A 16,353-nucleotide genomic window follows, 5' to 3' on the forward strand; every position below is an offset into this window, starting at 1 on the left:
TATTAATGTTTGTATTTTATTCCAATGTTAAAAATGTAGCCATTAGTGCTTTTAAAATCAAATTTTGAGTCTCTATTATTGTTTGTCAAGTTGTAATTTTTGTTAATTTCATATCCTCCTTTTAAATTGACAAACCAGTTTGAATCCAAGTTTCTTTCATATTGTAAGGTGGATGTCATTTGCGAAAAACTAACTTTTGTTGCAGTATTTAAATTATCTACAACTCGCGGTCCGTCTAGATTATATAAATTCCCATTGAAACTATTTGTAATACTGAATGTATTTCGAATGTTATTTGAATAAGAAATTGTTGAGTTAGGAAATCCTATGGTTACAAAAGCATTTTGGTTGATTTGATGATAAAAAGAAAAAGTAGGAAGAATTTCCGGTTTGCCAAAAAGCGTCATTCTTTTTACACCAATACTAATGGTATTTGTAGAATTTAAAGAATGGTTAACTTCTAAACCACCGAGAATCGACACATCAGAAATTCCAAGATTGCGCTCAAAATTAACAGTTGGATTAATTTCTAAATTCAATTTTGTATTTCCAGTTAATTGATGAGAAAATTCAAAATCATTTTCTATACTAGTAAACTGATTCAGACTATTTTGTAAATCATAATTTTCCAATGAATAATCGAGTCCAATATTTTTAAATTTGAGTGTGTTGGTTATTTTGTTATTCGAATCAATGTTATCAAAAAAACGTAATCCAATTCCGGTTTCATTCACTGTAATTTTTTCAGTGGGTTGTGTTTTTAGGTTCAACTCTAAGGAGTATCCGCTTTGTGCCGATGCGTTAAGAATTGAAATCATAAATAACAGGTTTGCTAAAGTCTTTATTCTCATTATTTTTTTATTGTTTCAAAAGTAGATACGTTATCCAATAAAAAAAAAGAAGATATATGTACCGCCCAATTTCATAGACAAACAAGGCATTTGTTCGGTCGAATGAATAATTACTATCTGTATCTTAATTGTAGATTAGAATTGGCTTTTTATAGACAAAAAACTTCGAACTGTATATGTTGTTATGCGGTATAAAGTGGTCTCCTATATATTTGTTCAAAAAACATTTATGTATAAGGTATTGTTGTTGCTGTTTTTTGGAGTTATGGTGATTTCATGTAATTCGGATTCTGACACAGGAGAATTTGTTGTAGGTTCAGATTATTTATCGGTTAATAATAAAGTTATATTGATTGATACATTAACGGTCGATGTTGCTACTATTGATTTTGATTCTTTAATTTCATCTAGTCAAAGCAGGATTCTAGTTGGGAATTATGATGATCCTATTTTTGGAAAAGTAAAATCAGACAGTTATTTTCAAATGTCGGCAGCAACCTATAATTTGTACAATGAAAGCTCAGATACAGATGCTCCAAATTATGTGTTTGACTCCATTAGATTGGTTTTAAAAGAGGATAAGTATTTCTATGGCGATACAACAAAAGTGCAATCTCTTAGTATTCATAGATTGACACAAAAGGTTAAGCCAAATTTAGATGATGATAATTTTTATAATAAATCCAGTTTAAGTTATGATACTGAAAGTTTAGGCAGTATCTCATTTAAACCAAAGCCAAATAGCAAGGATTCAGTAGTTGTTAAGTTGAATAAAGATTTTGGGAATGCTCTTTTTCTAAAATTGAAAAAGAATGAAATAACAAATTTTGTTGAATTTACAGAATATCTCAAAGGATTTGTTGTCAAGTCGACTTCTGGTAATTCTTCCAGCATTGTTGGTTTCAATATGTCTAGCGCACTTCGGTTGTATTATTCCAAATATCTTGATGATACAGAAACCTCTTTGATTAAAAATTTCTCTATTTTGGATGTGTCCAAACAATTTAATAATATCACTTTAGATAAAACTGGAACTCAAATTCAGGATTTGCCTATTTCATCGAGTAAGTTATCTAGTTTGCAAACAGGCAATAAAGCTTTTATTCAATCTGGAACTGGGATTGCTTGCCGATTAGATTTTCCTAACATAAAGCAATTGAAATACCTCTCAGATAATGGGGCAATTGTAGATGCTGAGTTAATGATAAAACCTGTAAATAATACCTATTCAGACACGTATCCTTTAGTAGATTCATTACGGGTTCTTGTTGGTGATAAATTAAATAGAATTAAAGGTACACTTAATACCATAGCTGGAAAACCTATTTATGCAATTTTGAATAATACAAGTGATGAGTTCAATGAAAACGTTGGGTATAAAATTTCGATAGGATCCTTTTTGCAAAGTGAAATGCTAAAAGAATCGGATTCTAAATCTTCATTAATTCTCACATTACCCAGTATTTCAAAAGCTGTTGACAGACTAGTTTTAGGCGATCAAAAAATTGCCAACAATAAAATTCAATTGAAAATTTATTATATTTCTTATTAGATGAAAAATAAAATTGCATTCATAGCTTTGTTTTTTTTTATGACAACTGCTTCATTTTCACAAAGTATTTCTAGTTCGCCCTACTCACTTTATGGTTTAGGAAGCTTGTATGATTCCGATTTTGGCTCAATTCCTTCTATTGGTTCTTCAGGAATTGCTTTGCCTTCAAATCGATTTATCAATAATTTGAATCCTGCATCTTTGGGATTTATGTATCAAAATCACTTTTTATTTGATGTAGGAGGGAAGGCTATTCAATCGAGCTATGAAAACATTTCTACGAAAGAAAATCGAAATAATGTTCAGTTTTCCCATATTGCTTTTGCTTCTCCTGTGACTGAAAGATCGGCTTTTAGTATAGCACTAAAACCATATTCTAGCACTACATTTAAAATATCTAACTTGACATTGCCAATTCTAGATAGCCAGGAAAACTATGTTTTGAGTGCTACTGGAACTGGAGGGTTGAATAATTTGGATCTTTCATATGGTTATAGAATAGGAAAGAAATTAGCATTAGGAATTTCAACTTCTTTGCTTTTTGGAAACACAATTGATGATAGGTCTTATACTATTTCGAACTCAGTAACCAATATTTATAAAAAAACGAATTATAGTGGTGTTAGAGCATCTTTAGGAGCTCAGTTAAAATTAGATTCTACTTTTACTCTGGGGATGAATTTAAAATCACCTACAAAAATAAATGCTACAAAAGTGCAATCAGTATCCTCAGTCAATAATTCTGGCACTACAACAATCGAGTCGGAGCTTGCTTCAGATACGGATGATTATTTTATTCCGTTGGAAATAGGTATCGGTGTAAGTAAAGTTTTTAAAAACAATTTGAATGTAACACTTGATTACGGAAAAGGATTGTGGAATAGTACCAATCAATCGGATTTGTATGGTAATTTCATAAATCAAGATAAAATGGCTTTAGGATTTTCATATAGTAAATCAAAAAATATAAGAAGTTATTTTGATAGAATTCAGTACGCTACAGGATTTAATTATGATACGGGTTATCTGGAGGTTGATAACAAAAGAATTAATTCTATGGCTATTTCAGTAGGGGTTTCACTACCTATCGAAAATACTTTTTCAGCATTGAATATTACGTATTCTTATGGACAAAAAGGAAGAATCAGCGATGGACTTATCAAAGAAAATTATCATAAATTGTCACTTAATTTATGTTTAGATGGAATTTGGTTTGTTAAAAGAAAATTTGAATAGATTAAAAATCTATTTTTTCGACATTATATTTATTATCTAAAATTTCAGTTAAAACTTTAGAATTGCTGTTGGTATAAAAAATAGGTTCATTTTTTTCAGCTGAAGAAAAACCTATTTTTTCGCGCAATATTTTTTGAGTCTGCTTCGCTACAGCTTCACCAGAATCGATTATATGGATGTGTTCCGGAAGTATATTTTTGATTTGAGGAATCAAATATGGATAATGACTGCAGCCCAATACTAAATAGTCGATATTAGCCTCAATCATGGGAGTAAGATAGGACTGAAGTAGTTTTGTCATTTCGGGGGAATCTATATTGCCGTTTTCAATTAGCTGTACTAGTCCGTGGCCTACTTGTTCAATTATTTTTGTGTCTTGATACATCTCAGCGGTCTTGTTAAAAAGTTCACTGTTTAATGTGCCTTGTGTAGCAAGTATTCCTATAATTTGTGTCTTAGAATGTGTTGCGGCCGGTTTTATGGCTGGTTCAATACCAATGAATGGAACGTTATACTTTTCTCGTAATTCTCGAATGGCATTAGTAGTTGCGGTATTACAAGCTACTACAATCAATTTACAGTTCAATTTTAGCAAGAAATCAGTATTTTTCATACTTAGTGCAACAATCTCTTCTTTTGATTTTTGACCATAAGGAGCGTTCTTACTATCCGCTAAATAGATTGTTTTTTCGTTAGGGAGCAAATCATGAATTGCTCTCCAAATTGAAGTGCCTCCAATGCCTGAGTCAAAAATTCCTATTGGTTGATTGTTGTTCATAGAAACAAAGTTAAGTGCTGCCATTTAAATATCCTAAAATTTATTTTAACAAAAAAAAACTGCTCGATCCTATATTTTAGGTTGAGCAGTCTTTAAACTATTTGTGTGTTATTTTTAGAAACCTAAATCTTTTTTCACATCAGCAGTCAAGTTTGGACCGTCAGCTAATAAAAGTGTAGAACCATCTAACACATATTGAAATCCTTTTGCTTTACCTACTTTTTGGATAGAAGTTCTTACTTTTTCCATTAAAGGTTTTACGATATCAGATTCTTTTTGTTGTAATTCTTTTTGAGCATTGTCTCTAAAATCAACAATTCTTTTTTGCATATCTTGAACTTCTTTAGAACGTTCTCCATTTACAACCTCAGTAACTGTTGCAGATTCTGCTTCGTATTTTTTTAATTTTGCTTGGTACTCTTCAACCATTTTTTTGTAATCTGCATCGTATGTACCACTTAATTTTTCAAGTTGTTTTTGTGCTTCTAACATAGCTGGCATTTTTGCCATAATTTCACTCACATCAACATGAGCAGTTTTTGCTTGTGCGTTAATAGTTTGGTTTGCACCAAATAAAAGTATTGCAGCAATTAGTAAAGTTTTGATTTGTTTCATCGTTTTTAAAATATTTAGTATTAATTTTTGTTAGTATTTTCTTTTATTTTTTTTCTTTTGATTTTTTAAGAGCTTCTCGTACTTCTAATATTATTTTTCTTTTTTCTTCTAATACTTTTTTACGATCTTCTAATACTTTTTTACGGTCTTCTAAAATTTTCGCTTTTTGCTCTATTTGTTTCTCTTTAGCATTTTCTGTAATTTTTTTTGTTTCTACTTTAATAGAGTCAGTAGGAACTGTTTTAGCTTTTAATTCTTCTGTTTTAGAAGAGGCAGAAATCGTGCCAGCTTTTTTTGCTTCTCTTTCTTCGAGTAATAATTGTCTTTTTTCTTCAACTGCTTTTTTGCGATCTTCCACAGTTTTTTGTCTCAAATCCATTTGCTTTTGTCTTGCCTCGGCAGCAGCAATTTTAGAGGCTTCTATTTGTTCTGCTTTATCGGTTGTTGGTGCAATTTTATTACTTTCAGTTGCAATATCTCCCGTTTTTTTAGAATCTCTTTCTGATTGGAGTTGTTTTCTTCTTTCGTCAAATTCTTTTTTCTTCTCCTCCTGAAGTAATTTTCTGTCAGCTATAATTTTGTCTCTGGCTGCTTTTTTTTCATCCAATGCTTTTTGTCGATCCGCTAAAGCTGGATTTGCATCAAGAGCATCTTCTTTATTTTCTTTGGCTTCTTCTTCTTTTAGTTGCTTTTTGCTTAATTGTTCTCTCTTTTCAGTTCGGTTTATTATACGTAAAACTTGATCGCTAACATCAAATCTTTTTGCTGAAAAAAGCATGGTTAAATCAGAAGATTTGTCAAAGATAAAGTCATATTTTTTTGCTTCGGCAATATCTTGAACAGCAGTGAAAACTTGATCTTGTATTGGTTTTGCAAGCATTGATTTTTGTTGAATCAAATCTCCATTGGAGCCAAATCTTTTTTGCTGATAATCTAAAGATTCATTTTCAAGGAACTTAATTTCTGTTTCTCTTTCATTTATAAGTTCTTTTGTCAATAAGGCTTGTTCTGCTTTTAAAGCATTTTTTAACTTATCGATTTCAATTTTTTTTACTTCAATCTCTTGTTTCCATTTTTGAGCTTTTTGCTCTAATTGGATTTTTGCTTCCGTATAATCCGGTACATTTTGAAGGATATACTCCATATCTATATACCCTATTTTGGTACCTCTAGTTTGCGCATGGGATTTACTTACTACAAGCAGTGCTAAAAATATAAATAAAAATTCTTTTCTCATAACTTTAATGTATTAGAAAAATTTTTAACTAATTTATTTTAAAATTGTTGTCCAATGATGAAATGAGTTTCCCATCCATTTGGCTTAGTTGTACCTGGTAAGGCATCGAAACCATAACCGAAATCAATTCCTAATAATCCAAACGCAGGCATGAAAACACGTAAACCAGCTCCTGCAGAACGACTTAATGCAAATGGATTATAGCTTTTGAAATTAGCATAAGAAGAACCAGCTTCTAAAAACGTTAATGCATAAATTGATGCCGATGATTTTAATGTTATAGGATAACGCATTTCCAATGAAAATTTGTTATAAACTGTAGCTCCAATTTGTTCTCCAGCACTGTTTACTGGTGTCAAAGAGTTGTTTGGATATCCTCTTAATTGAATGGTTTCTCTACCATCCATAGAATAATTTGCTAATCCGTCACCACCCACATAAAATCTTTCAAATGGAACAACACCTCTATTTTGGTTATATGCTCCAAGGAATCCAAATTCGGTTAAAGTTCGCAATACTAATTTACCATAAATTTTTGTGTACCAGTCGCCTTTGAACTTAATTTTGTAATATTCTAACCAATTAAATTTCTTCTGATCTACTTTTGCAGGATCAGCGGCAGCATCTTGATAGTTAGAAACTTTATTTGGAGTAGGGTTTGTTGTACTAGGAATGACTTCAACATAATCTCCTTCATTGACTTGAATACCGTTTGATCCAGTATAAGTTGCACCCGTGTATTTATATTTATATTCTTCTTTATCACCTAATGTTGCATAATCAGTCCCGTTTATCAACGAGTAAGGAGGTGTTAATTTCGCTGAAATGCTAAACTCCGAACCATACGTTGGGAAAATAGGATTTACCCCTTTGTTGCTTCTTGTTAATCCTACTGTATAAGCAAAATTTCTAGAAGTTCCATTTCCAAATGTGAACAATCCTGTGTTGTAATTATGTAAATCATAATGTTGGTAACTTATGGATTGTGACAGTACAAAGAAATCATCTGGCACAGTTAATCTTTTGGCTAAACCAACAGATAAAGTCAGGATATTAAAGCTTTTGTTTTTGTCTACTTTGTAAGTTATATAATTATTTAAAAATTGCTTGCTATACGATAATGACGTACTGAATTGAACAGGTTTTTTTCCGCCAAACCATGGTTCAGAAAACGACATACTGTAGGTTTGAAAGTAAGTACTTCCTTGTAATCTCAAAGAAACTTTTTGTCCGTCTCCCATTGGTAAAGGTTTGTATGCTTCTTTGTTTAAAAGGTTTTTTGCAGAGAAATTGTTAAAAGACAATCCCAATGTTCCTATGAAACCGCCTCCGCCATAACCACCTTGTAGCTCTATTTGACTAGAACCCTTTTCAACAAGATTGTACTCTATGTCAACAGTTCCGGCACCGGAATCTACATTTTTAAATTTTGGATCAATTGCTTCAGGATCAAAGAAACCTAACTGTCCAATCTCTCTTATGGTTCTTACAAGTTCTTCTTTACTGTATTTTTCTCCAGGTTTTGTTCTTAATTCTCTGTAAATTACATGGTCATTAGTTTTGTCGTTTCCTACAACTGTAATTTTGTTGAAATAAGCCAACGGACCTTCAGTAACTCTGATTTCAAAATCGATAGTGTCGTTAGCTGTCTTTACTTCTACAGCATTTATATTCGAAAATAAATAGCCATTATTTTGGTATAAATTGGTAATGTCTTCGCCATCTGGTTTAGATTTATCAGCAATTCTTTTTTCAAGAAGCACACCATTATATGTTTCCCCTTTTTTGACACCTAATATTCTGCTCAATAATTGATCTGAATAAATAGTGTTTCCTAAAAATTTAATGTTTCCAAAATAGTATTTATTTCCCTCTTCTACATTTATTTTAATAGACAAAGCATTTTTGCTTTTGTTGTAAGTGACTGAATCTGAAATTATTCTTGCGTCACGGTACCCTTTTTCTTTGTAAGCAGCAATTACTTTTTCTAAATCGGTTTTGTATTTTGCTTGAATGAATTTCGATGCTTTTAATAGACGAATTGGGTTTTTTTGTTTGGTGTCTTTCATTGCATTACGCAATGCTTTGTCTGAAAGTTTTTCATTTCCAACAAAGTCAATATTGCTAATCTTTATTTTATCACCTTTGTCAATATTCACAAGCATATTAACCTGATTAATTGTTGTAGTGTCTTTGGTGGTATTAATGGTTACTTTAGTGTTGTAAAAACCATCTTTTTTGTATTTATTTTCAATGTAGTTTTTAGTCGTAGTAATTAAATTTTCGTTGACAATTTTATTTTTGGTAAGGCTATTATCCTTAATTAAAGCCTCGGTTTTATTTTTCTTAATTCCCGCAAATTTTACCTGATTTAACTTAGGTAATTCTGCAATATTTAAATCTAAATAGATGCTGTCATTTTGTATTCGGTTAACATAAAAAGAGATCTCATCAAAAAGCCCTAATTTTCCAAGTTTTTTTATGGCGCTGCTTATTTCTTCACCTGGGATAGTTATTTCTTGTCCTTTTTGAAGTCCTGCAAAAGTTACTACGGTCTGAGAATTGAAACTTATTTTTCCAACAACTGCTACATCTGCTAAAATGTATTTTTTTCCTTGATCAAAAGGAACTCTTTCTTGAGCCTTAATTTGAGTAAAACTACCAAAGATTAAAATTGTAAGGACTGTTTTTATGCTTTTATGTAACACTAAAAAATTATTTAATTTGTTCACTTGTTTTTCCAAATCTACGTTCTCTTTTTTGATAACTAATAATAGCCTCATATAAATCTTGTTCTTTAAAGTCAGGCCACAATATATCAGTAAAATATAATTCTGCATAGGCGATTTGCCACAACAAAAAATTACTTATTCTATGTTCTCCACTTGTTCGTATTAATAAATCTACATCCGGTAAATTTTGCGTGTAAAGATGCTCATTTATAATTGAATCGTCAATAGCGTCTATTGAAATTATATTATTTTTAACTTTACTACAAATGTTTTTAACCGCTGTGACTAATTCTTCTCTAGAACCATAGCTTAATGCCAGTGTTAATGTCATTTTCGTGTTGTCCTTTGTTTTATTTATTACGTCGAGAAGTTCCTTTTGAGCTGACTGTGGTAATTTTTCAAGATTACCTATTGCGTTTAGTTTGATGTTGTTTTTCTGGAGTGTTATAAGTTCCTTTTTCAAGGAATTTATGAGAACTCTCATTAAAGTTTCGACTTCGAGTTTTGGTCTGTTCCAGTTTTCCGTAGAGAAAGCATATAAAGTAAGGTTTTGTATTCCTAATTTAGCACTGGCTTCAATTATTTTTTTTACTGATTTTGTTCCACTTTCGTGTCCAAAAGCTCTCAAAAGCCCTTTTTGTTTTGCCCAACGACCATTACCATCCATAATGATGGCTAAATGTTTTGGTAGATTGGTTGTGTCTATCGTATTTAGTAAATCCATTTCTTTATTCTGCACAGTAACAAGGTTTGTTTCCAAAGGTATAGGTTAGGGTCAATCCCGAAAACACATACCAGTCATTATTATTTAAATTTCCAAATCGTAACGTTTCTAAATTATTGTTTTTCGGGTTGCTTCCATCTAGATTATCCGTTAATGTATATCTTGCCCCGACTTCTAAAGCTAATATAAAATTAGGTGTTATGTTTGATTTTATTCCCAGATTCATTGGTATTGCAAATGAACCAGCGCTCTTATCTTTCCGTGTTACACCGGACAAAATATATAATTCATCATATCTAAAATAGCTTATTCCAGAATATATATAAGGTGTGATTTTATTCTTCATTTCATGAAGATTAAAATCAAAAAAATTGAATTCAAGGCCTAAAGATACTTCTTTTATGCTATTTTCAAAACGATAACCCCTTTGGTTTCTTCCAGCTTCTTCAGAATCCAAATCATTTGAGGTTATTTTTGATTGTGTGTAGGAAAATCTATAGGAATGTCTGGGGCTTTTGTTCCATTTATAAAGCAATCCTAAAGCAGGCTCGTTTGGAGAAATATAGCTTGTAGGACCAACATCTCCAATGTAGTTACTGCCTCCTGCAAAAATACCAATTTCATGAATTTGAGCATGAATTGCTAAAAATGGGAAAACACATAAAAATATATTAAAAATTTTGTTCATTTAGTTAAAATTGCGTGCAAATATAATAATTATCAATACGATTCAATACCTATTGTAGTAATTGTGCCCTCTTTTGAGTAATTCACAATAAATAGGCATTAGATAAATCCAAACGTGAAAAATAGATGGAATCGTATAGTGTTTAACTAAAATGAATTAATTTCTTCTGTCTTCTCCCCAAAGTAGTTTAGTGCGCAATGTTTTTAAAAAGGTCTCTTCCGGGATTTCTACCATATTTATCTGAAATGGAGTTTTCTTAATGGTTAGAATAGATTCGTTTTTTACAGATGCAATTCTGGAATCAAGGGATACTAGGTATTGCTCTTCTCTACCGGAGACTTTTAATTTGATTTCTGTTTCGTCTGGGACAACAAGAGGTCTGGCGTTGAGGTTATGTGGAGCAATAGGAGTTATTACTAAGCTTTTTACATCTGGTGTTAAAATAGGCCCCCCGCAACTTAAATTGTATCCTGTTGATCCTGTAGGAGTAGAAATAATTAAACCGTCTGCCCAATAGGAATTTAAAAACTCATCATTCAGGTATGTTTCTACTGTAATCATCGAGGTAGAATCTTTTCTGCTAACTGAAATTTCGTTCATGGCAAAATTGATGTCTAATAGCGCTTCATTTTCGGGAGTGCAGGACAAGCTTAAGAGTGTTCTTTTTGAAATGGTATATTTTTTGTCAATGACAAACCTCATAAATGCAGCAATATTCTCTTTTTGAACCGTAGCCAAAAAGCCTAATCGACCTGCGTTTATTCCTAGTATTGGAACCCCAGAATTCCGAACTAGTGTAACGGCTCTTAAAATAGTTCCATCACCACCAATGCTTATTAGCATATCAAAACTTTTATCTAATTCAGTATGAGATGAAAAAGTTTTGTATTCCCGTTGTATTATTTTCTTTTCATAAAGCATTTTAAGAAATTCTGCTTCAATAACCATTTCAACATTATTTTTATTAAAGAAAACAAAAATGTCTTTTATGATTGGTTCTGTGCTTACAAGATAGTATTGTCCGTATATAGCTACTTTCATCTGTTGTCTAATAGTTATTTAGTTTTGTCTGTTAATTTATTGGGATAAATAACAAATTAAAGAGTAAACTATATATTAAGGTATTTGTCCAAATAATCAGAACGTTCTTTTAAATTATTGATATAATTATCTTCTTGATGCTCTGATATGATTTCATAATTATACCTCCTGAAAGTTTGTATAATTTCATTCATAGCTCCTAAACTTATTTTCATAGTTATTTGAACACTTTGAACATCGGCTTCGGATATAAATAAACCCAAAAGCTTCCCGTTATTACTTTCAACAATTTGGGTAATCTGACTCATTGAGTAATCTAAAACTGGTTTTTTAACAACAATAATTCCGCCTGGTTCTTTTAGAAAAGGAGTTTCGTGAAAAAATTTCATGATGTCTTCTATTTCATAATAACCAACGTATTTATTGTTTTCGTCTAAAACCGGCACTAAGTTAGTGTGGTTTTTAGCGAAAATTTCTAAAACATCCAGCCAAATGGTATTGGTTCTTGTAAAAAATCCTTCAAGAGTAAATCGGTAATCAGCTACTTTCTTATCGGTATCAAAAGTTTCTATATCGTCGGATGCAATACTGCCAATATAAATTCCCTCTTCAATCACTGGGAAGTGTGAAAAGTGCAATTCATCAAAAAACTCTTGAACAACCGCAATCGTATCATGGCTGTCAATCGCTTTAAAATCGTTGGTAATATATTCTGTTATTTCTGTCATAAATCAATCGGCAATATTTCATGCAAAATAATCAAAAATAAGCAAAAACTCCTAAGTTTTACTTTGTATTTTTGTTCCAATAAATAGTATTATCACAATCAAAAAGTGTTCCAATGACAAAGTTAAGTGTAAACATCAATAAAATAGCTACTTTACGAAATGCTCGTGGAGGAAATGTTCCTGATTTATTAAAAGTCGCAACCGACATTCAAAAATTTGGAGCCGAAGGAATCACCATACATCCACGTCCGGATGAGCGTCACATTCGCTATCAAGACGCCCGCGATTTGAAATCCATTGTTTATACGGAATATAATATTGAAGGAAATCCTGAAAAAACATTTATCGATCTCGTCCTCGAAATAAAACCTACCCAAGTGACTTTGGTTCCTGATGCTGTCGATGCGATAACTTCAAATGCAGGCTGGGATACGATAAAACATGCTGATTATCTTAAAGAGATTGTCCAGGAATTTCAACGCAATGGAATCAGAACATCTATTTTTGTTGATCCGGTTCTCGAAATGATTGAGGGAGCGAAAAAAATTGGTACCGAAAGAATTGAATTGTATACCGAAGCATTCGCACACGAATACAGTTTGGGTAACGAAAGAGGCATACAGCCGTATATGGAATCAGCGATTTTAGCCAATCAAATAGGTTTGGGAATCAACGCTGGCCATGATTTGAGTTTGGATAACATTCAGTTCTTTAAAGATAACATACCAGGATTACTCGAAGTTTCTATAGGACACGCTTTAATTTCTGAAGCCATTTATCTGGGATTGGATAATGTGATTAATATGTATTTGCAAAAATTAAAATAGTTTGTCTTTTGGTCTAATTTTAAATAAGGCATTAAAATCAATATTTTTGATTTTAATGCCTTATTTATTTGTGAAATATAGTAACGATTTGAAATAACTAAATAAAATAATAACCCAAGTTTTATTAGATTACAATTGTTTATCTTAGCATTTTTCTTGTTAAAATTATACTTTTGAAATCAATTATTTTATTTTGTTTATTTTGTTTTTCTAATTTATTTTCGCAATCAAAGGCTACTATCTGTGGGAATGTAAAGTCAGTCGAAAATTTGAATTTAATTGGCGCTAGTATTGGTTTTAATGTAAAAGATCAAAAAAAATATTCTCAAAGTGATACTTTAGGGATATTTTCTGCAGACCTTAAATTAGGATTAGTTAGGGTAACGATTAATTATTTGGGTTATTTAGAAAAAGAGTTGAATTTTGATTTGAAGAAGGATACCTTACTTTCTATAGTATTAGAAAAAGATATTTCATTTTTAAACGAGGTGTTGGTTTCTAATACCAAGAAAAATTCTATAACAACTCTATCAGGAGGTAAATTATCTTTTACTCTAAAAGAATTATCTTCACTACCCACTGTTCTTGGAACAACAGATATAATCAAGCTTTTACAATTGACACCTGGTGTACAGAATTCTGGTGATGCTAATGGATATTTGTATGTTAGAGGTGGTGATCCCGGCCATAATTCAATTTTATATAATGGAACCCCAATATACGGGATGTCTCATTTATTAGGTGTTTTTCCTTTTTATAATACTGACCATATACAAGAAGTAGAATTTGATAAATCTAGTTCTAATGCAAAGTATGGAGGACGTTTAAGTTCTACTACTTTACTAATTCCTACTAAAAAAATCCCTCCGCAAGCAACAATGCAGGGCAATGTTGGTTTATTAGCATCACAGTTGACTTTAGGAATTCCTATTACTGAAAAATCAGGACTTTTTATCTCAGGTAGAAAAACATATATTGATGAGGTTATAGCTCCAATATTAAATTCTGGATCAAAAAACAATGATGTTCAAGATATGAAATATGGTTTTTTGGATAGTAATTTAACCTTTATTACAGAGATCTCTAAAAATAGCTTGCTGACGGTAGATGCATTTTTAAGTTCTGATAAATTGAAAATTAAAGATTCTAATTTGACGCTACAATCCAGTTTGAAATGGGATAATTTTGCAGTGTCACCAACATTGATTTCTAAATTATCTCCTAAAACCAGCATGTCAAATGCTATTTACTTTACTCAATATACTAATGAGTTAAATATGAAACAATCTACAATTCAAATGGGAGTTTCGTCCTATGTTCAGGATTTTGGATTTACAAATTCGGTTTGTTTTTTTGTTAAAGAAATACCCTTCGAATCAGGTTTACAATACGTTTTTCACAATTTACAACCGCAAAAAATTCGAATAGAGAATTTAGGTGCGGATAGTAATAGAGAGCAAAACAACTTAATTAAAGCAAACGAAATTGCTGTTTTTGCAACTGCAAAACCTAAATTGTTTGATAATCTAATGGCAGAATTGGGTTTAAGAGTTAGCTATTATAGTTCAGGATTAAAGTCTAATTCATTCTTGCATTTACAACCTCGTATTGTGTTGAATTATTATCCACATAAAAATTTCTCGGTTTATGCTTCATATAATAGACAAAATCAATATTTAAATCTAATAACTACTTCAAGTGTTGGGATTCCAACGGATTTTTGGATTGCAAGCTCAGACGGAATTCCATCGCAATCATCCAATGAATTTTCTATTGGTTCCAACCAAACTATTTCAAGAAATATTACATCTTCATTTGGAGGCTTTTATCGTTCAATGAAAAATTTATTAGAATATCCTTATGGAGTCACTCAGTTTAATGAAATCTCAGTACTAAAAAAGGATTTGCTTAGTGGAAATGGAAAAGCATATGGTTTAGAAATGATGCTGAGAAAGAATAATGGAAAGTTCAAGGGATGGTTGAGTTATACCTTGAGTTGGTCCAATAGAAATTTTGATGAACTCAATAATGGGAATACGTATTTTGCTAAATACGACAGACGTCATAATTTGTCACTTGTAGGAATGTATGATTTAAATTCAAAATGGAATTTTGGAGTTACACAGATTTTCAGCTCGGGAAATCGTTTTACAATGCCAACATCATGGTATTTTATAAATAATAACCCAGTCAAAGAGTATTCAGGATATAATAACGCTCAAATGCCAAATTACATTCGGACAGATATTTCGGTTAATTATTTTTTTATTAAAACGGCAAAAAAGGAAAGTGCATTAAATTTTTCGGTTTATAATACTTTCAATATAGAAAATCCTATTTATGTCGTTTTGAATGTTACGGTTAATGAAAACAAAGACAGTGTCATTGTAAAGCCTGAAAATAAGGTCTTGTACAAAATACTTCCTTCAATAAGTTGGAGGTTTAAATTTTAAATGATGAAAAAATATTATTTATTCTTTTTAATAATAGCATTCAGTTGTAATAACGATACTATTGGTAATGAAACTGATCTTGAGTCAAAAATAGTTGTTGAAGGTTGGATAGAAGAAGGAGATGTTCCTCAAGTTATATTATCTAGTAGTATTCCTATAGGTGATGTTATTGATTCAACTAATGTTTTAGATCATGTGATACGTTCTGCAAAGGTGACTGTTTCTGATGGTCAAACAATAGAGGTTTTGCGAGTTAAAAATGATAAAGATAGAGTTCCTCCGTTTGTCTATTTTGGAACAGGATTAAAAGGAAAAGCGGGCAAGACCTATACGTTGAAAATAGAATATTTAAACCGAATAGTTGCAGCAAGTACAAGTATACCTAAAACAGTGGCTCTTACCAGTGCAGAATTTATAAAAAAGAATGCCACGGATTCCACTGGATATGTTTTTGTGAAATTTGACGATCCTTTAAATGAAAAAAATTACTATCAAGTTGCAACAAGATTAGATGGACAAGAGCCTATTTTTGTTCCCGCTTTTTATGGTAATCTAGATGATAAAAATTTTGATTCGTCAAAAATTGCTCTGCAAGTAAATAGAGGTGTGTTGCTTTTTCCTAAAACTAAATTCAAACCCTATTTTACCGACGGAGATTTAATTTTTATAAAATTAAGAACTATGAATAAAGATGCATTTGATTTTTGGAATAGTTGGCAGAATGAAATTGTCAACAGTAGAAATCCTATTTATCCATCTAACACAAGTCTGAAATCAAATATTAAAGGTGGGATTGGTATTTGGGCAGGCTACGGTCAAAACGTGATATTAGTTAAAACACCTCCAAAAAAATAAAGCCGAACTGAGTAATTTTCAGTTCGGCTTTAAATA

The 16,353-nt window shown here is 31.3% G+C and carries 14 protein-coding genes; 5 read left to right on the plus strand and 9 right to left on the minus strand.

Features of this window, described 5'->3' with window-relative positions; genetic code table 11:
* Positions 1-2 precede the first annotated feature (2 nt).
* Complete coding sequence (locus T410_RS06975; protein WP_035669889.1) at positions 3-851, minus strand: DUF6268 family outer membrane beta-barrel protein; 849 nt, start codon at positions 849-851, stop codon at positions 3-5.
* 229 nt (positions 852-1,080) lie between these two features.
* Here T410_RS06975 and T410_RS06980 point away from each other — a divergent pair, with 229 nt between their 5' ends.
* Together T410_RS06980 and T410_RS06985 are read left to right on the plus strand one after the other, a co-directional pair.
* Complete coding sequence (locus tag T410_RS06980) at positions 1,081-2,403, plus strand: DUF4270 family protein (protein WP_035669891.1); 1,323 nt, start codon at positions 1,081-1,083, stop codon at positions 2,401-2,403.
* The gene (locus T410_RS06985) at positions 2,404-3,639 is read left to right on the plus strand and encodes a hypothetical protein (RefSeq protein WP_035669894.1); all 1,236 of its coding nucleotides are present in this window, start codon (positions 2,404-2,406) and stop codon (positions 3,637-3,639) included.
* A gap of 1 nt (position 3,640) precedes the next feature.
* On the opposite strand, the gene murI is transcribed toward T410_RS06985, so the two are convergent.
* The 8 genes from murI to T410_RS07025 form a co-directional block, all read right to left on the minus strand.
* Positions 3,641-4,417, minus strand: coding sequence for a glutamate racemase (gene murI, locus T410_RS06990; RefSeq protein WP_035674219.1), 777 nt, complete (start codon positions 4,415-4,417; stop codon positions 3,641-3,643).
* 114 nt (positions 4,418-4,531) lie between these two features.
* On the minus strand, positions 4,532-5,032 hold the full coding sequence (locus T410_RS06995) for an OmpH family outer membrane protein (RefSeq protein WP_035669896.1): 501 nt from the start codon (positions 5,030-5,032) through the stop codon (positions 4,532-4,534).
* A gap of 43 nt (positions 5,033-5,075) precedes the next feature.
* Positions 5,076-6,269: an OmpH family outer membrane protein gene (locus T410_RS07000; RefSeq protein ID WP_081897816.1), complete on the minus strand. Its 1,194-nt coding sequence runs from the start codon at positions 6,267-6,269 to the stop codon at positions 5,076-5,078.
* A gap of 38 nt (positions 6,270-6,307) precedes the next feature.
* Positions 6,308-9,052: an outer membrane protein assembly factor BamA gene (bamA, locus tag T410_RS07005; protein WP_035669898.1), complete on the minus strand. Its 2,745-nt coding sequence runs from the start codon at positions 9,050-9,052 to the stop codon at positions 6,308-6,310.
* Positions 8,985-9,725, minus strand: coding sequence for an isoprenyl transferase (locus tag T410_RS07010; protein ID WP_035674224.1), 741 nt, complete (start codon positions 9,723-9,725; stop codon positions 8,985-8,987). The genes bamA and T410_RS07010 overlap by 68 nt, the downstream gene beginning before the upstream one ends.
* 4 nt (positions 9,726-9,729) lie before the next feature.
* Positions 9,730-10,413: a DUF6089 family protein gene (locus T410_RS07015; protein WP_035669899.1), complete on the minus strand. Its 684-nt coding sequence runs from the start codon at positions 10,411-10,413 to the stop codon at positions 9,730-9,732.
* 156 nt (positions 10,414-10,569) lie between these two features.
* Entirely contained in the window at positions 10,570-11,454 is an 885-nt protein-coding gene (locus tag T410_RS07020; protein ID WP_035669901.1) for an NAD kinase, read from the minus strand.
* A gap of 68 nt (positions 11,455-11,522) precedes the next feature.
* Positions 11,523-12,182 (minus strand): CBS domain-containing protein, encoded by a 660-nt coding sequence (locus T410_RS07025; RefSeq protein WP_035669904.1) that lies wholly within the window; start codon positions 12,180-12,182, stop codon positions 11,523-11,525.
* A gap of 113 nt (positions 12,183-12,295) precedes the next feature.
* Between T410_RS07025 and T410_RS07030 the strand changes: the two genes are divergently transcribed.
* From T410_RS07030 to T410_RS07040, 3 genes are all read left to right on the plus strand, one after another.
* Positions 12,296-13,009 carry a pyridoxine 5'-phosphate synthase gene (locus T410_RS07030; protein ID WP_035669906.1) on the plus strand — a complete coding sequence of 238 codons (714 nt, stop codon included), beginning with the start codon at positions 12,296-12,298 and terminating at the stop codon, positions 13,007-13,009.
* A 173-nt stretch (positions 13,010-13,182) separates the two neighbouring features.
* Entirely contained in the window at positions 13,183-15,462 is a 2,280-nt protein-coding gene (locus T410_RS07035; RefSeq protein ID WP_238567354.1) for a TonB-dependent siderophore receptor, read from the plus strand.
* 3 nt (positions 15,463-15,465) lie between these two features.
* Positions 15,466-16,317: a DUF4249 domain-containing protein gene (locus T410_RS07040; RefSeq protein ID WP_035674226.1), complete on the plus strand. Its 852-nt coding sequence runs from the start codon at positions 15,466-15,468 to the stop codon at positions 16,315-16,317.
* The last annotated feature ends 36 nt before the right edge of the window (positions 16,318-16,353 follow it).

It is taken from the genome of Flavobacterium sp. 83 (genome assembly GCF_000744835.1).
Taxonomy (GTDB): Bacteria; Bacteroidota; Bacteroidia; order Flavobacteriales; family Flavobacteriaceae; genus Flavobacterium.